This is a genomic window from Acinetobacter sp. C15, from assembly GCF_013420645.1.
Taxonomy (GTDB): Bacteria; Pseudomonadota; Gammaproteobacteria; order Pseudomonadales; family Moraxellaceae; genus Acinetobacter; species Acinetobacter indicus.
Genome location: NZ_VOXR01000031.1, coordinates 1 through 17,121 on the forward strand (window position 1 = coordinate 1; position 17,121 = coordinate 17,121).

A 17,121-nucleotide genomic window follows, 5' to 3' on the forward strand; every position below is an offset into this window, starting at 1 on the left:
TTACACCGTGACAGCCTATGGAATTGAGGTAATCCCTAAAGCAAATGCTTTAGGTTCTTGATGGTGAAGTAGGAATTAAACATCAAACCCACATTGAGTAGGTTTGAGTAGGTTTTAAATAACGGTTTTCGACGTTAAATAAAGCTGCATCGGAATTCTGTATCATTAATTGTTGCGCTTGTCCTACTGTGGCTACTTTCAGAGCTAAAATACTCGAACGAACAGCCAAACTACCAATAACTGTAATCGCAACTAAAATAAGCAATACAATAATAAGTGTTGCACCAGTTTGATTATTCTTCATGAGCGTGCCCCCAATGCATTTCTTAAAGCAATTGTTTGTACAATTGGAGTGCGAACATAACGTTTTGTTAAATTATTCTTTTGAGTCACTGTTTGCCCAAAAATAGAAAATTCTTGCGTATTAGAAACTGAGCTTTCTGTGGTTGTATCCGCTGCACGTGCAATAACAGCAAGCTGAACAGCTAGGATTCTAGGTTTTGGAGCTGCTGCATTATATTGAGCCACAGTCATATAACGATAATTGGAACCTGTCTGTGTTAAAAATCGTACATTAAACAGATCAACACGTTTCATAATGATCTGACCACCCCCATACAACCCTGTTGTGGCTGTAGTAGAGCCTTCCAAAGGTGTTGCAACAGCTAAATCTGTAGAATAATGGCTCGAAGCACAGGCTAATGCTGCCCGTTCTTCATCTGTTCCACTGCCATTAGTATCAACTCGTACAAAATAACGTTCTAATATGTATAGGTTCGTGCTGTTAATTTGTTTTCCTTCACAGTCATATCCTCCAGTTTCTGCAGGACGATATTGGATGACTAATTGATCATTCGTTGCATTACTAAAAGTGTTAGTCCCTGTTTTGATTCGCATATTACTAGCAGCACCCGCAATCGTTGCGTATTTAGTAGTAAAATCAGAACGCACCGTAAGAAAACTATCAAGATTGGCTGTACCAAACACAATACCACCATGTGGTGAAGAAGCTGTCAGCTCAGCTGACTCATTAAACAAATTTGCTTGACGTATATTTTTTGCAATGTAAGCAAGACCAAAATTTTGATCATCCTGCAAACTTTCGGAATTTTTTTGCAAAGCTATATTTTTCTGACCGCTAAAGATCATTAAAAGTGCTGCAGCTACAATTAATAGCCCTAAGCTTAAGGCGATCATTAACTCTACTATTGTAAAGCCGGTTACTCTTTTCATTTAGTAAACCTCCATCATTACGCAAGTCGAATTAACGCGATACGATGTTTCATTCGTGCATGACGCTGTATCTGTTGTGCTATTTATTGGCTTTGTATTTCCCCAAGCCACAAACAAACATTGTCGATTACTGGTTCCTGGACATGCAGACATACCTAAACTCATACCATATTGTGTTGCATAGCTTGATATTTCAGCCACATCAAAATCTGCTAGCTGAGCTGGGTTACAGCCCGCTGAAGCACAATCAGGAGTTGCAGCTGCCTTCGCTTGAGCCGCAGTGGTTGCAAGTTCTGTTTGATATGAGGTTGAACCTGTCCACCCATTGCGATTTGCACGTATATGTTCTGCAAGATCTCTTGCAATATTAATAGCCTGAATACGTTGTGAACTTTCAGCAGTTGCTTCAAGTGCTCTCACCTGTAACATGACATAACCCAAAGCACCAATTGCGAGGATCACTAAAGCAACTAACACTTCCAGCAAACCTACACCTTGTTGAGATTTATAATTCATGTACAAGTCCCTTCCTCAATTTTTTCAACTTGCCCCAATAAAGTTAATGTTATTTTTTTAGAGTCAGTTACCCCGTTTTTTTTACATAATTCAATTTCTGAAAATGTATTAAAGGTTGTTAATTGACCATTTCCATCAAATATCAATTGAGTATGTAAGGAGTCTTTTAATCGCACATCTCCACTTGGGGCCCAATTTAAACTGCTGTATGTATCACTATTCGTAGAATCTAAATTTAATGTCACAGATTGCTTATTTAAAATAGCTGTAGCGCGCGCCTTCTTGATTTCTTGCACCAGTGAATTAGTACTCGCTTTTAAATTTTGATTCATTATCATGTTATTAAAAGAAGGCGCAGCCATTGTTGCAATAATCCCCAATATCGCAATCGTCACCATGAGTTCAATTAATGTAAATCCATTCTGTCTTCTTTGCATACCACTCCCCAAGGCAACAAAACTTTACCTCATTAAAAATATTATCTAAAGAAATTACGAAACCAACACAAATAGAGGCAAACGGCATAAAAAAGCAGATGACTGTCATATCACAATCATCTGCTTATTTTTAAAAGAAAAATTAGACTGTTATCTATTTCTCAGTTTAAGCCTGAGTTACAGGAATACGTAACTCTTTCGGTAAACTAAAGGTAATGTTCTCTTCACGACCGGCAAGCTCTTCAGGTGCAGTTGCCCCCCAGTCCTGCAAACGGTGAATCACCTGTTTAATCAAAATTTCCGGAGCAGATGCGCCGGCAGTCACACCAATTTTCGTTTCAGGATTAAACCAGGCCTGATCCAGCTGATCGGCATTATCGACCAGATACGCCTGTTTGCCCATGCGCTCGGCCAGTTCACGTAAACGGTTCGAATTCGACGAGTTTGGCGACCCCACTACCAACACTACATCACACTGACTGGCCAAGTCACGCACCGCATCCTGACGGTTTTGGGTGGCATAACAGATATCATCTTTACGCGGTCCCTGAATCTGCGGGAATTTCTGGCGCAAGGCATCAATCACTTTGGCGGTATCATCAATCGACAGCGTGGTCTGCGTAACAAACGCGACTTTTTCAGGATGACGCACGCTTAAAGCCGCGACATCTTCTTCATCTTCCACCAGATAAATTTCACCACCATTTTTCTTGTCATATTGACCCATGGTGCCTTCCACTTCAGGATGGCCTTCATGTCCAATTAAAATCGCCTCGACCCCTTCACGGGCATATTTGGTCACTTCAATATGCACCTTGGTCACCAGCGGACAGGTGGCATCAAACACTTTCAGGCCACGGCGCTCAGCTTCTTGTTGTACTGCTTTAGATACACCGTGCGCACTAAAAATCACGATGTTGTCGTCAGGCACTTCATCTAGTTCATCTACAAAAATTGCACCACGCTGACGCAAGTCGTCCACCACAAATTTATTGTGTACCACTTCGTGACGTACATATATAGGTGGGTTAAAACACTCAAGGGCACGATTTACAATCGCAATTGCTCGGTCTACACCTGCACAAAAACCACGTGGATTCGCCAATACAATTTCCATAGAACCCTCTATGTTGAAGTTAAATAGGTGGGATGTTTAAAAATTTATGCCAACAAAAGCCAACTTGGCTATTTTGTTTAAGGGGCGTCTACTCTAAAATAGAGAAGATATTTTATCATATCAGGAAAAATATCATGTCGGGTCTATTGTTTGTCGTTTCTGCCGCTTCAGGAACAGGCAAAACATCCCTCGTTAAAGCCCTGCTTGAACGTGTTAACAATCTGCACGTTTCTGTTTCCCACACGACCCGTGGTCAACGTCCTGGCGAACTGGACGGCGTTCATTACCATTTCACCCAGAAACAGGATTTTATCGACCTGGTGCAACAAGGCGGTTTTATTGAATATGCCGAAGTCTTTGGCAATTATTATGGAACAGCCCAAGCCACAGTCAAAGAACAACTGGCCAAAGGTCACGATGTCCTGCTGGAGATTGACTGGCAAGGTGCGCAGCAGGTGCGCAAACTTTTTCCTGAATCGAAACAGATTTTTATTTTGCCGCCAAGCCAGTTTGACTTACGCCAGCGCCTGTCCAATCGCGGCACCGATGCCGTGGATGTGATTGAACATCGCCTAAGCTGTGCGGTAGAAGATATGCAGCAATATGTCAACTTTGACTATGTGATTATCAATGATGACTTCAATAAAGCGCTGCATGATTTAGAAGCCGTGATTATTGCCAACCGTCTGGTGTTAAGCCAGCAGGCCAACCGTCATCAGGAACTAATCCAGAAGCTGATTACCCCTACAGCACCCTGATTAAAACTTGAGTCTTCAGGCAAAGCACCTTATACTGCACAGTCTGTTTAAATTTACCATTCAAACGAGAACTCTTATGGCACGCGTCACCGTTGAAGATTGTTTAGACCATGTAGACAACCGCTTTGAGCTTGTACTAGTGGCAAGCAAACGCGCGCGTCAATTGGCACGTCAAGGAATTGAACCTACCGTTGAGTGGGACAACGACAAACCTACCGTTGTTGCTTTACGTGAAATTGCAGAAGGCCACGTTTCTAAAGACATTTTGAAACAACGCGATCAGGACTACCAAGCCTCTAGCCTTGACCTTGCACTTTCAGCAAATAACTTGAATTTAGATGGTTTTTCTTTCCAATAAGAAAATACATCCTGAAAAAGCCTAGTTTTTTACTAGGCTTTTTTATTATTTGAACTTTAATATTTGCGCAATAACCGTTATAACATAAGCATCGGAACTCGTAATTACAACGAGCTTTTATTTCGATATTTTCGGTGAAAAAAATTGACAAGTCATGCAATATGTTTTTCATTAGAAGATCAGTTTTTGTGATTGTTACGAGCATTGTAGTTAAAGGTGGTATATGCCAGGCGCAGAGGTCAGCCAAGCCAAACAGCAACTAAATATGATTATCGACGCTTACTTGAGTGAAAGCGATAGCGAGCGCGTGCTTGCGGCCTGTGACTATGCCGATCTGGCGCATGATGGCGTGACCCGTAAAAGCGGCGAGCCTTATATTCTGCATCCGATTGCGGTCAGCTGCATTCTGGCACATATGCGTCTGGATGCCGAAACCCTGATGGCGGCACTGCTGCATGATGTGATTGAAGATACCGAATTTAGCAAAGAAGATATTACCGAAAAATTTGGCCGTACCGTGGCCGAACTGGTCGATGGCGTCACCAAACTCAGCCATTCCAGCGATAAAGAATACAATAAAGCCGCGTCCTTCCGTAAAATTCTGCAAGCGACCCTGCAAGACCCGCGTGTAATCATTATTAAACTGGCTGACCGCTATCACAATATGACCACTCTGGATGCCTTGCGCCCAGATAAACGCGCCCGCATTGCCCAGGAAACTTTTGATATTTTTGTGCCTATGGCGCGTATTGTCGGCATGAATGAAATGGCCGACAACCTGGAGCATCTGTGTTACCAGAATCTTGATCTGGATATGTTCAATAATGTTCAGGCTGCCCTGCTAGAAACCAAGCCAAAACGCTGTGAATATCAGGCCAAATGGGAAAAGAACCTGGCCGAGCTGCTGCAATATCATCAAATTAGTGGCCGGATTAAAAAGAAAAATAACAATATCGAACTGCTCCGTTATTTCGTCAAAAACGACATCGACCTGCAAGAGTTGACCCACAGCCACGCCTTTGAAATTATTCTGCAAAGCATTGCCGACTGTGACCGCTTAGCGGACATTTTACGTGAACATTTTCAGGTGCTGCATTTTGCCGATCATATTCGCCGTCCGTTACCGGGGGGCAACCAGTCGCTGATGCTGCGCCTGAAAGGTGAAGAAACCACCTTATCCTTAACTATTCAAACCGAGCTGATGCGTAAAGCGGCCCGTTTTGGTGTGGTTCTTGGTGAGAATGCACCGCAAGCCTGCCGCTCGGCGATTCAGGCGTCCATGCAAAACCTGAACGTACTGATTGATGGCGCCTGTGCCAAAACCACCTTTAGCGAACTGCTGGATTATCTGCATCAGGAAAAAATCTGGGTTTATACTCCGCATGGCCATCTGCATGAATTACCGCAAGGCGCTACCGCAGTTGATTTTGCCTATTCGGCCAGCCTGTTCCTCGGTAACCATGCGGTCGGTGCGAAAATTAATGGAGAAATCAAACCGCTCTCTACGCCGCTGACCAGCGGCCAGGTGGTGGAAGTGATTACCGATGTACTGGCCACCCCAAACCCAGATTGGCTCAGCTTTATTAACACCCAGAAAGCACGCCGTGCCCTGCAAAACATTCTGCGTGATCAGGATATTGACGAGCAGCGTCTGGTCGGTGAGCAGGCCCTTAACCGTGCCTTAAAACTGTTTAACTGTTCGATTAAAGATTTAAGCGAAGACGACTGGATTAACCTGTTGCAATGGCGTCATATCGACAGTAAAGAACGCCTGTTCGAACAGATTGCAGTCGGTGACCTGTTACCACAACTGGTGGCCAACCATCTTTATTCACAGGACAGCAGCTCGGAAGTTTCGGATCGTCTGATTCAGGGCACTGAAGGCATTGATGTTAAATATGCGCATTGCTGTAATCCGGTACTGGGTGATCCGATTCAAGGCCATTTATCCCGCCGTGGTTTAATTGTGCATCGTGCGCGTTGCCATAACCTGCTGCATGAACAGCATCTGCATCCAGAAAATATCATGCCGCTACAGTGGAACTCGGATGATGTCGATGACGTCAGCTTCACCGCCTATTTATGCATTGATATTGAAATGAATGATGAGCAGATTTCTGACCTGATCTATCAATGCCGTAAAGCCAAGACCGGGGTGGAAATGGTCCGTAGCCACGATGCCAAGACCTATGTCAATATTGTGGTAAATAACCGTAAACAGATTGCCCAGATTATTCGCGACCTGCGTATGCATTTCGGTTTCCCGCGGATTATCCGTCTGGAACTGCCACCCAATATTGCCGAAACATCCAAAGCCTGTTAATCATGATACGATAGGCCTGAGCCTGCCCGGCTATCGTTTATGCTGTCCATACTTATAAAAGGAGAAATCGATGTCCCGCCAAGTGATCCATACTGAAAATGCGCCTGCTGCCATTGGTACATATTCTCAAGCCATTTTAGTTGGCAATACCGTGTACCTGTCAGGACAGATTGGCCTTGATCCTTACAGCATGGAACTGGTTGAAGGCATTGAAGCGCAAATCCGCCGTGTTTTTGACAACCTGAAAGCCGTCTGTGAAGCCGCAGGTGGCACGCTGGCTGATATTGCCAAACTCAATATCTACCTGACCGATTTATCCAATTTCCAGTTGGTGAACCAGATTATGGGTGAATATTTTGCCCAGCCATATCCTGCACGTGCCGCTTTAGGTGTGGCCAGCCTACCCAAAGGTGCACTGGTTGAAATGGATGGCGTGGTAATTATTAATCAATAACTTAGCTGTACAAAAAAGATACCATCGATAAGATGGTATTTTTTTATTCAAAAACCCAATCACAACAAATGAATTTTCAAATGATTTTTATTGACAAACGATAATAATTATCAATAATAACACTTATCTTATTTAATTCTTCATGGTTGTATCAATGTACGTTTGCTTGTGCCGTGGTATTACAGATCAAGACATTAAAGACGCCGTAGCGAATGGTGCTGAAAGCTATCGCGAAATTCGTGACCTGCTCGATCTGGGAACCTGCTGTGGCCGCTGTGCCCCTGAAGCACGTGCCATTATTAGCGATGAAGTGGCCGAACTTGCCGGCCGTCTCGCAGTTGCTGCCTAATTCCAATAAGAATAAATCCTTCGGTCCGTGGGCCGACTCTCCTCCCCCGCTTCTGACTCAGGCGGGTTTTTATTGCCTGACCGGGCATTGCTGCCGAATCGCATTGATGACGATTTTCATTTGCTGTTCAATAAATTACTCGCCATCCTCCATCATCTTGTTTAAGATAAAGCTCTAGATTGCCTTAAAACTGTTTAGGGCAGAAATTGTGAGATGGAGTAGTGCAATGAAAGGCAATCGTGAGGTGATTAATCAACTGAATCAGGTGCTGTATCATCATTTAACCGCTATTAACCAATATTTTTTACATTCGCGCATGTTTAATGACTGGGGCATTGAGCAACTCGGTTCGGCGGAATATAAAGAATCAATTCGTCAGATGAAACATGCCGATAAAATTATCGAGCGGATTTTATTTCTAGAAGGTCTGCCAAATCTGCAACATCTGGGCAAACTGTATATTGGTCAGCACACGGTTGAAGTGCTGAACTGTGATGTCCGTAAAGTCAAAGAAAATATTGAAGCCATTCAGAAAGCCGTCGTTTTGGCTGAACAGGAAATGGATTATGTGACCCGTGATCTGGTTCAGGAAATCCTGGAAAAAGAAGAAGAATATCTGGACTGGGCGACCACGCAACTGGATTTAACTGAATCTGTCGGTATTGAAAACTATATTCAGAGCCAGCTCTAAGCTCAATTAAAAAGATTAACTGCATAAAAAAGACCGGAGTTCCGGTCTTTTTTATGGATTGAGCAATGTGCTTCAAATCCCAAACAGCAGCCTTAAAAATCAGCAGATGATTTATGGTTCTGGTCTGATTTCTGCCCCATCCAGCAAGCTATCATAATCCACCTCGACCTTTCGCACGATCTTTAACAGCTCCAGCTGCTGTTTGGCTTCGGATTCATAGCCATTAAAGGCCAGCACTCGGGCATATTTAAGCAGGTCATACTGGGTTGGATAATTCAGCACAATCTCATGAATCTGCTGCAACTGCTCCGGACTTTGCTGGCTATACGGATTCAGACGAATCCAGGCAATGCGGTGGTTAAATTCCTCGAGCAGATAAATCTGATCCTGATTGGTGATTTTTTCCGGTGTCTTTTCATAACGCACCGATTGATTCAGCTTTGGCACCATTACTTCATAATCACGATAAATTAGCAGCAGCAGGACTAAGCCCACGCCAAAGCCAACCCGCATGAATATTGGCGATAACTTCACGCCAGCACCTAGACGTTGTGATTGTACAATTCCCAAGATAAAACCGGCGGGCAGCAGAAAATAAGCATAGTTCTGTGGAAATTCCAGCATGGCATGAATCAGGAAGGCACCCAGCATCAACAGGCCAATCACCGAAATGGTTGAATTCACCTGCCGATGTAGTTGATAACCCCAATAGGCCAGATAAGCCAACAATGGCAAGCCAATCAGCAGACCATTCCAGAGCAGCAGATCGAGCACGACGTTGTGAGCGCTACGAATCCATACCGGTCCCTGGAAAAATTCACTAATCGTCGTGTATGCGACACTGGTCTGATGCCAGCCATAGCCAAACCAGGGTTGATGGGCAATGGCATGCAGCATTTGCTCCCAGATTGCCAGCCGTGACATATCACCCGTGGCACGCTGTACCACATCACGAGACTGTACCGCTATATCTGCGCTTTGAGAGAGTAGCTGACTTAAAGCAGGTGCAATAAAGATCAAACCAACAAAAGTCGCAAACCAGAGCGCACTATAGCACCATTTCAGGCGGATATAGCCTTGGTATTGCTGATAGCCGAGATAGGCCAAGATACACAGCGAGGCGACCCAAGAGGTACGCGATTGACTCAGCACCACCCCGCTTAAGATGACCAAACCAGTTGCAACCAAAAGTGCTGTTTTCAGTTTCTGTTTTTCATACAGGTATAAACAGGCCATTAAGGACATGACCAGAAAGGTTGCCATATTATTCGGCTGAGCGAAGTTGGCATAAGGACGCTGGCCGGTACGGATATCCACCATAAACGGGAAATACTGGTCGATGGTGAGCCATTGGCAAATGGCCATGAGACCAGTTATGGAGCCGACACCTAAAAAGACAAAACTTAAACCTGTAAATATTTTTTCTCGCTGCGCGCTATCTACGGTCAGGTTATAGCCCAATACAATCGCCAGCCAAAAACCAAAGATATATAGGGTGCTAAATAGGGCTTTATCAAAAAAGAATAGCAAACCACAAGCCCATTGAATGAATGGGATAACGGTTAAGGCCAGCAAAGGCAGGCTTATTTTTGGAAGAGTCAGTTTTTCTTTTAGGAAAATAGCAGCCAAAGCGAACAGCGCAAAAAAAGCATATAGCTCGCCGGTATAGGTGACCCAAGGACGGTAATGGATGGGAAGGAGCCAGGCGAGGGAGATGAAGATACCGGCTAGAAGCAAGAGGAAGAATTTCATGCTGCAAGAGTTGAAAAAAAGATGAGCTATGATAATCAAAAAAGCAGCTGAGGGAATCAGCTGCTTGGTGAAATTATTGTTCTATTTTGCGTTAGTGCCAAGGGCGGAGGTCGACAATAGCAACGACGTCTGGCACATGGCTATTAATCAACACTACCATATCCATATCTCCACCACGCAAAGGCAACCATGCATCTACTTGTGGGTATTTGGCTTTGATCTGCTCTACAGCAGCAGTATCATTAAACTGAACCAATGTGTCGATACTTTGCTGATTGTCTTGTAGATCGAGTTTGGCTTGTTGCAAAGAGGTAAACCGTGAAGGTCTAAAGGCAGCAGGCACATCCGCCATATCTTTCATGAGCCAATCGCCTTTTTCTTTATAGGTTTTACCATAATCAATTGCCACTGCTTTTGGCCCCGTCCATGTGGTATAGCTGTTATAGTCAGGATGCGCATTGTCTTGAACCACAAGGTCACTATGACGCACCAATTCAAAGACATGCCCTGTTTGTACCAACCATACCGGACGGGCTTGCATCAGGTTATACATACCATAACCAAAAGCCAGTACCTGCACAGCAATAATCACGCCTAAGTCCATTTTTAAGGTTTTCTTGCCTTCTTTATAGACCAGCAAGCCAAGAAATGGTCCGACAATCACATCAATGGCGATCATCATCAGAAATATAAAACTGACCCCAAGCGCTGTATCTAAAGGCTTTGGATACCACACCCCAAAAATCAAATACGTTGCAAATAAAGCAATGACCACTGAAATCAGCAAATGCCCAAGAAAGAATTTAATGCGTTTCGACATCATTCATCTCATTATTTTTTCAATTGATAGTGTTGAAGCAAAGCGTCATAAATTATGCGTCTATACTCGGTTAAGCTGTCGTAATGTTGCACAGAAGCGCCCCTTAAGCTCACAAAAATGCCCCCCTGATCATCAATAAATAAGTCGGTTTCCACACCGGGAAAATGACCAGGGCGATTGTAAATGGTAAAATTTTGCCCTGTGGCTTGATACGGATCCATCGCATAGCCATAGCAGCCACCCCAAAGATGATTTGCACAAGGGGTTTTACCCTGCTGCAAAATATTGCCCTGTTGCTGTACCAAAATGTGTTTGGTCAGTTTTGCTAATTGAGAGGCTGAACCCGATAACCCACCCACCGCAGACAACGAGTCTTTAAAATCAAACTTTGTACGCCAAAAATCGCTATAAAAATCTTCATGACGATAATCATATTGGATTTCATCGGCTAAGAAATCATTGTCGACAAATTTCATCTCATAAGGGCTTTGTTGCATAAATATGTAAGCATCTGATTTAAATAAATTTAATTTTGGATCAAAAAATAATCAAAACCTTTAAAATCATATAGTTATGAAATCTTTGTGCAACAAAGCCTAACGAAAATATAAATTCTGTAAAAAGAAAGGATTACAAAAGACAAAAAACCATGCCAAGACCACATAATTACGCTGTGCGGGGTCTAATTGTAATTTTTCTAAATAGCGCTGTGCAGCAAAGGGAATAAATAAATACAGCAGCAGAATTTGCAGCAGATATCCTAGTGGGTAAATATCGACAAAATCTACCCCTTGTCCCAATAGATAGTACAGCCAATCTATTATTGGGCGATAATCAGTTGACCATGCATATTGCCCTAAGTAGGCACGGCGAATATCATCAATAAAATACCCACCCCATAAAATAAAGGGTAAATATAAAACCACCAATAAAATAAGCGTGAGTTTTTTATAAGAATAATTTTCAAAAAAAGCGAACATATTTCCCCACATAAAAAAAGAGGACAATGACTTGTCCTCTTTTTGGCGATACAACCATCATAGGATTAATATCAAATAATTATTGCAAGTTAGGATCAGAATTAGAATTAGAATCAGAACCAGAACTTTGTGGTGCTGAACCTGGTTCACCACAGCCTGCTGGACGGTATTTCGAATCTACGTTAGTTGTACACGCCCAAACACCAGCATCAGTACGTTTCCAATTTAATTTTTTACTCGCTAAAGTTGCAGCAGCATTACCAAATGTTGCTTCAACATCTGCTGAACCATCAGTAGCGATGACTACAGTTAGACCATCTTGACCAGTTTCTTGTGTATTGCCTGTAGCAGCTGAAGCCAATAAGTTACTTGCTGTCCAACCTAGGTCACATGCGTCCTGAGCTGTTTTACCTTCAAGTACGCAAGTCTCGATCACAGTTTTAAGTGCGCCAGTTTCAGACATTACACGGCTAACTTGTGATTTAGCGATGTAGTTTTGGTATTGCGGAATCGCAATTGCAGCCAAAATACCAATGATCGCAACAACAATCATTAATTCGATTAGGGTGAAACCCTTTTGAACAGTTTTCATAACATTCTCCACAAATGTTTTGTTAATTTTTTATAAGCTTTATATGTATTAGTTCAGACTTGATCGTACATTCTTCTTGAAAAAGAGAAAGTTACCCGTTTTGATAAAGGTATCGAAATCTTAATCAAACAAAGGTAACTTTCTTATGTTGCATACTAACAATCAAATCATTAAACACAAAGTAGGTCTGCTCAATTTAGCTGAAGAGCTTCAGAATGTGTCCAGAGCATGCAAAGTGATGGGTGTTTCAAGAGATACATTTTATCGCTATCAAGAGTTAGTGAAGTCTGGTGATATTGACGCACTGATCAATAAATCCCGTCGAGTACCAAATTTAAAAAACCGAGTAGATGATGCTACTGAACAGGCTGTTATTGATTTCGCAATTCAATATCCTGCATATGGTCAGCACCGTACTAGTAATGAATTACGCAAGAAGGGGGTATTCGTTTCAGGGAGTGGCGTTCGCTCTATTTGGCTTCGTCATGATTTAGAAAACTTTAAGAAGCGTTTAAAAGCACTTGAGGCTAAAGTGGCACAGGATGGTATTGAATTAAATGATCACCAGATTGCGGCACTTGAACGTAAGCATGAGGATGACGTTGCTTGTGGTGAAATCGAAACAGCTCATCCAGGCTATTTAGGCGCGCAAGACACCTTTTATGTCGGGAATCTCAAAGGTGTTGGACGAATCTACCAACAAACATTCATCGACACTTATAGCAAGGTCGTTCATTGCAAGCTTTATACAACAAAAACACCGATTACAGCGGCTGATTTACTCAATGATCGTGTGTTGCCATTCTATCAATCTCAGGACTTACCAATGCTTCGCATCCTCACAGACAGAGGTACTGAGTATTGCGGTAAGGTAGAACAACATGACTATGAGTTATATCTAGCAGTCAATGATATTGATCACACGAAGACAAAAGCAGCTTCCCCGCAAACAAATGGTATATGTGAGCGTTTCCATAAGACGATTTTGCAGGAGTTCTATCAAATTACGTTTAGGAAGAAGCTTTATAGCTCATTGGAAGAATTACAAGTTGATCTAGACGATTGGCTGAAATTCTATAATACTGAACGGACTCATCAAGGAAAAATGTGCTGTGGTCGTACACCACTTGAAACTTTACTTGATGGAAAACGGATTTGGGCTGAGAAGAATTTAGCTCAAATTTAACCTGACAGGCACAATAAAAAATGGGTAACTGTCAGATCAGGTTTGAGCTAGTACACTTTATAAGCTATTTTGTATATAGCACTATATGTGCCAACTTTTATTATAAATATATTTAAAGAAAAAACAGCTATTTATGGATAAAAAATTTTCACTTTCTTTTTTCTATGTGTTTTTATGTAAAAAAGTGACGTTTAGTGTCACATATTTACAACATTAACCAAGAATAATTGGTTTATTCCCCAGCTCATTGGCTTCATCCTGAATTTTTTGGTCATAAAAACCATCCAGAATCATGCCAATTTCTTTTACCCCCAAGATCACTGCCTGCTGATACTCTCTTTGCGCTAGGCCATACACCATTTTTTGGCAAATCTCATCCCAGACCTGCTGCTCAGTGGCATGCTTAATGCCCCGATCAATCACAATCTCGACTTTACGCTCACACAGGTTTAAATAAAGCAGTACGCCACTGTTATATTCCGTATCCCAGACACCCAGCTCAGCAAACAGTTGTCGTGCGCGGGTACGCGTATCCTGATAATAAGCCAAACGCGAAGGCAGACAACCTTCAATGACGACCTGAATTTCGCCAATATGACCATGCTCGGCTTCTGTAACCGCTTGCGCAATTGCATACTGGTCCTGTTGGTTAAAAAAGCGCTTGGTGGCTGGCATGTAGAAAAAGTGCTTAAACCAGCGCTTTAAACTGGGTTGACTCAGCTCCTGAGTTTTCGGCTGGGTAATAATTTCGGTTGTATCTGTTGTGGTTACCATGATCCTGATGCCCCTCCCCCGCCGAAGCCGCCGCCTCCGCCGCTATATCCACCGCCACCACCAAAGCCGCCGCCTCCACCGCTACGACCAGCCGAGGCCAGGAAAATATGAAAAATCGCTTGGGCGAGTGCGGTAATGAGTAAAAAGAAAATCCCAAGTCCCATTAATAAACTGGTGAATATGCCCACACCATTGACCAGCCCCGCCACCGTAGCCGCCACCGCAGCGGTTGAAGCGCTGAGACGTTTACCGACAATATAAGAGCCAATCACCCCGGCAATTAAAATAAAAATCACCGTATTAAAAGTTTTTTCCCGTGCCTGCTGCTCACGTAATGCCTGTTGCTGGCGTTCCTGCAGCTCTTTAGCCGCATTGGCCGCCACTTCCGGGTCCAGATTCAGAATACGTTCAATTTCGGCCAGACCGGCTTCAATGCCGCTGGCATATTGTGCCTGTTTAAAATATGGGGTGATCTGGTTATTAATAATCCGGCCCAGCACAATATCGGGTAATACCCCTTCCAGACCATAACCGGTTAAAATCTGAATACGGCGATCATTCACTGCAATTGCCATTAACAAGCCATTGTCATATTTGGCCGAGCCTAATTGCCAGCGTTCTGCAATGCGTATGGCGAAATCAAAAATATCTTCCTGACCGGTGGTCGGCACAATCACCACCCCAATTTGCGCTTTACCCTGCTGATGCAGCGCTAAAATCCGCTGGCTAATCGCCTGTTTCTGCGCTGCACTCAGCAAACTGGCCTGATCAATCACCGGTTCATTTAAAGTCGGCAAACCGCGGATGGACTCACCTTCTGCCATATCATTGGCAATCACCGGTTGTTCAACACTTGCCTCAGATGCAGAGGCTGCCTGACTCTGATGACGAGCATTGGCCGCACGTTGCTGTTCCTGAATGATGCGTGCTGCTGCCAAGTCATCTGCTGAGCCGGTAGCAGCGGTATCTGCCAGACTGAGTGAACTGAGCAATAGTGCACAGCACAACAGCAGGCTGTGCAGTATCCACCGGATGAGAGCAGTAATTGAATCAGGCATGATCCGCGGCTCCTTGGGGCGTGGGATTATTCAAACGACACGGTTGGTGCAGTTTGTGCGTTTTGATCGGCACTAAAGTTTGGCTTGGTGTCCATACCAATCACTTTTGCAGTCATCACCTGCGGGAACTGGCGTGAATAGGCATTAAAGTCCTGCACCGTGGTGATATAACGGTTACGCGCCACGGCAATACGGTTTTCGGTGCCTTCAAGCTGTACCTGCAAATCCCGGAACTGCTGATTGGCTTTTAAATCCGGATAATTTTCTGATACCGCAATTAAACGCGATAACGCCCCGGTCATTTGCGCTTGCGCTTCCTGATAGCGCTGGAACAGAGCCGGATCTTCAAGCACCGCCTGATCGACTTTTAAGCCGGCCACATTGGCACGTGCCTGAGTCACTTCAGTCAGTACCTGCTCTTCATGTGCGGCATAGCCTTTCACCACATTGACCAGGTTCGGCACCAGATCGGCACGGCGCTGATACTGGTTTTGTACTTCCGACCAGGCCGCCGTCACAGCTTCATCTTTGACCTGTAAGGTGTTATAGCCACAGCCACTCAGGGTCAAGCTGCTGCTGAGCGCCAGCATCAGCAGTGTTTTTTTCATCAAGTTCATGCCTTATCCTCTAATTATTTATTTGTATTTGTTCAATAATTTGATTCTAACGGTATTTTAGCCCAGTTTTGTTAATTTTATTTATCACTTGGCAAACACATGCACATGAAAAAACCGGACGAGTAAAGAAGTCCGGTTTTGATTAGCGGTTTAACATCTGTTTGAATTAACTGAGTAATTGTGGCTGTTGTTCCTGCTGGAAACCTTCAACCTGATACTGCGTTGCCATGCACTGCTTCCAGTATCTAAGACTGCGACTGTAATTGATTTTGGCCGGATGAAAATCTTTCCGGTAATAGGACAGATATTCCGGCAATAACTGCAGCAGCATTTTCACCAGCAAATACAAACCAAACAGATTACCGCCGATTTTCGGCATACTGTTTTTCTTGTCCTGTAAAAATAGCTGTGAGGCGCTATAAAAAGTCAGACTGGCAAAACCGGCAGTCACACTGCGCATGATCATACGGCGCAGGCGATGATCGGCATACACATGCTGATATACCTCAAACGCCACCGCCCGATGCTCAATTTCTTCAATCGCATGCCAGATCCACAGCTTGGCCGCATCATCATCCAGCGTACTCAACACTTCCGGATGACGCAGGATATAGCCGCTCAGTAGCGCAGTAAAATGTTCAAAGGCACAGGTAATCGCCAGTTGCACTTTGGGTGGCAGACTTTTGACATGATGATCTTTACGCGCCAGCCAGGCCTGAAAACGATCCAGCTGATAATCATCACGGCGCCAGGCGTTGTTAAATTCACGATGTGCCTTGGAATGCATCGCCTCTTGCCCAATAAATGCAGCAATTTGTGCCTGCAACTGCGGATCCTGAACCCGATCGCGTACATTACGCACGCTATGCACAAAAAACTGCTCACCAATGGGAAAAGTGGAAGATAAGGCGGTAAGCAGATGCGACATCACCGGCGAATTGGCAAAATAATGCCGGCGGATGGCATGAGGATTAAATTTGAGCCGGCGAACCGTGATCCCAATAGCTTTCGGACGATGAAGATAGGATTTTTCTGCCGTCACTTGCGTCATGGTTACTGACCTTTCTTGTTTTGGAGACGCTCAGTATGTGAACAAAATCACTTTT

General features: G+C 43.8%; 20 protein-coding genes and 1 pseudogene. 7 read left to right on the forward strand and 14 right to left on the reverse strand.

The features are described from left to right. Positions 1-124: 124 nt before the first annotated feature. The 5 genes and pseudogenes from FTT63_RS11360 to ispH all read right to left on the reverse strand — a co-directional run. Positions 125-304, reverse strand: a pseudogene (locus FTT63_RS11360) (pilus assembly protein PilX); the annotation flags it as partial. After that, positions 301-1,233, reverse strand: a complete 933-nt coding sequence (locus tag FTT63_RS11365) for a PilW family protein (protein WP_104489446.1) — start codon at positions 1,231-1,233, stop codon at positions 301-303. The gene FTT63_RS11365 and the pseudogene FTT63_RS11360, both read right to left, overlap by 4 nt. Beyond that, on the reverse strand, positions 1,234-1,749 hold the full coding sequence (gene pilV, locus FTT63_RS11370; RefSeq protein WP_104489445.1) for a type IV pilus modification protein PilV: 516 nt from the start codon (positions 1,747-1,749) through the stop codon (positions 1,234-1,236). Further along, positions 1,746-2,186 carry a Tfp pilus assembly protein FimT/FimU gene (locus tag FTT63_RS15885; RefSeq protein ID WP_180192307.1) on the reverse strand — a complete coding sequence of 147 codons (441 nt, stop codon included), beginning with the start codon at positions 2,184-2,186 and terminating at the stop codon, positions 1,746-1,748. The genes pilV and FTT63_RS15885 overlap by 4 nt, the downstream gene beginning before the upstream one ends. 166 nt (positions 2,187-2,352) lie before the next feature. Then, positions 2,353-3,303: a 4-hydroxy-3-methylbut-2-enyl diphosphate reductase gene (gene ispH, locus FTT63_RS11380; RefSeq protein ID WP_168370760.1), complete on the reverse strand. Its 951-nt coding sequence runs from the start codon at positions 3,301-3,303 to the stop codon at positions 2,353-2,355. 134 nt (positions 3,304-3,437) lie between these two features. On the opposite strand from ispH, the gene gmk reads away from it, so the two are divergent. The 6 genes from gmk (at position 3,438) to bfr (ending at position 8,236) form a co-directional block, all read left to right on the forward strand. Further along, the gene (gene gmk, locus FTT63_RS11385; RefSeq protein WP_045795273.1) at positions 3,438-4,061 is read left to right on the forward strand and encodes a guanylate kinase; all 624 of its coding nucleotides are present in this window, start codon (positions 3,438-3,440) and stop codon (positions 4,059-4,061) included. 76 nt (positions 4,062-4,137) lie between these two features. Further along, positions 4,138-4,419, forward strand: a complete 282-nt coding sequence (gene rpoZ, locus FTT63_RS11390; protein WP_005013174.1) for a DNA-directed RNA polymerase subunit omega — start codon at positions 4,138-4,140, stop codon at positions 4,417-4,419. Between the two features lie 223 nt (positions 4,420-4,642). Further along, on the forward strand, positions 4,643-6,742 hold the full coding sequence (locus FTT63_RS11395) for a bifunctional (p)ppGpp synthetase/guanosine-3',5'-bis(diphosphate) 3'-pyrophosphohydrolase (RefSeq protein WP_104498093.1): 2,100 nt from the start codon (positions 4,643-4,645) through the stop codon (positions 6,740-6,742). Between the two features lie 70 nt (positions 6,743-6,812). After that, a complete protein-coding gene (locus FTT63_RS11400) occupies positions 6,813-7,196 on the forward strand; it encodes a RidA family protein (RefSeq protein WP_005180461.1) in 384 nt (127 codons plus the stop codon). Positions 7,197-7,350: 154 nt separating this feature from the next. Continuing rightward, positions 7,351-7,545, forward strand: coding sequence for a bacterioferritin-associated ferredoxin (locus tag FTT63_RS11405; RefSeq protein WP_034597991.1), 195 nt, complete (start codon positions 7,351-7,353; stop codon positions 7,543-7,545). A 226-nt stretch (positions 7,546-7,771) separates the two neighbouring features. Continuing rightward, positions 7,772-8,236: a bacterioferritin gene (gene bfr, locus FTT63_RS11410; RefSeq protein ID WP_005180468.1), complete on the forward strand. Its 465-nt coding sequence runs from the start codon at positions 7,772-7,774 to the stop codon at positions 8,234-8,236. Positions 8,237-8,347: 111 nt separating this feature from the next. Here bfr and FTT63_RS11415 read toward each other — a convergent pair whose 3' ends face one another. From FTT63_RS11415 to FTT63_RS11435, 5 genes are all read right to left on the reverse strand, one after another. Next, positions 8,348-9,988, reverse strand: coding sequence for a PglL family O-oligosaccharyltransferase (locus tag FTT63_RS11415; protein WP_180192308.1), 1,641 nt, complete (start codon positions 9,986-9,988; stop codon positions 8,348-8,350). A gap of 91 nt (positions 9,989-10,079) precedes the next feature. Continuing rightward, entirely contained in the window at positions 10,080-10,808 is a 729-nt protein-coding gene (tfpZ, locus tag FTT63_RS11420) for a TfpX/TfpZ family type IV pilin accessory protein (RefSeq protein ID WP_160232284.1), read from the reverse strand. Positions 10,809-10,819: 11 nt separating this feature from the next. Then, positions 10,820-11,305 (reverse strand): hypothetical protein, encoded by a 486-nt coding sequence (locus FTT63_RS11425; RefSeq protein ID WP_160232283.1) that lies wholly within the window; start codon positions 11,303-11,305, stop codon positions 10,820-10,822. Between the two features lie 99 nt (positions 11,306-11,404). After that, on the reverse strand, positions 11,405-11,815 hold the full coding sequence (locus FTT63_RS11430) for a hypothetical protein (protein ID WP_180192309.1): 411 nt from the start codon (positions 11,813-11,815) through the stop codon (positions 11,405-11,407). Between the two features lie 52 nt (positions 11,816-11,867). Next, positions 11,868-12,380, reverse strand: coding sequence for a pilin (locus FTT63_RS11435; RefSeq protein ID WP_180192310.1), 513 nt, complete (start codon positions 12,378-12,380; stop codon positions 11,868-11,870). 145 nt (positions 12,381-12,525) lie between these two features. Between FTT63_RS11435 and FTT63_RS11440 the strand changes: the two genes are divergently transcribed. Then, complete coding sequence (locus FTT63_RS11440; RefSeq protein ID WP_127801735.1) at positions 12,526-13,566, forward strand: IS481 family transposase; 1,041 nt, start codon at positions 12,526-12,528, stop codon at positions 13,564-13,566. Positions 13,567-13,779: 213 nt separating this feature from the next. Here FTT63_RS11440 and FTT63_RS11445 read toward each other — a convergent pair whose 3' ends face one another. The 4 genes from FTT63_RS11445 to FTT63_RS11460 form a co-directional block, all read right to left on the reverse strand. Beyond that, positions 13,780-14,340 (reverse strand): TPM domain-containing protein, encoded by a 561-nt coding sequence (locus tag FTT63_RS11445; RefSeq protein WP_104498738.1) that lies wholly within the window; start codon positions 14,338-14,340, stop codon positions 13,780-13,782. Next, positions 14,334-15,398 (reverse strand): YgcG family protein, encoded by a 1,065-nt coding sequence (locus FTT63_RS11450; protein ID WP_180192311.1) that lies wholly within the window; start codon positions 15,396-15,398, stop codon positions 14,334-14,336. The genes FTT63_RS11445 and FTT63_RS11450 overlap by 7 nt, the downstream gene beginning before the upstream one ends. Before the next feature lie 26 nt (positions 15,399-15,424). Next, on the reverse strand, positions 15,425-16,015 hold the full coding sequence (locus FTT63_RS11455) for a LemA family protein (RefSeq protein ID WP_005180484.1): 591 nt from the start codon (positions 16,013-16,015) through the stop codon (positions 15,425-15,427). Positions 16,016-16,181: 166 nt separating this feature from the next. Continuing rightward, positions 16,182-17,066 (reverse strand): metal-dependent hydrolase, encoded by an 885-nt coding sequence (locus FTT63_RS11460; protein ID WP_180192312.1) that lies wholly within the window; start codon positions 17,064-17,066, stop codon positions 16,182-16,184. Between the last annotated feature and the right edge of the window lie 55 nt (positions 17,067-17,121).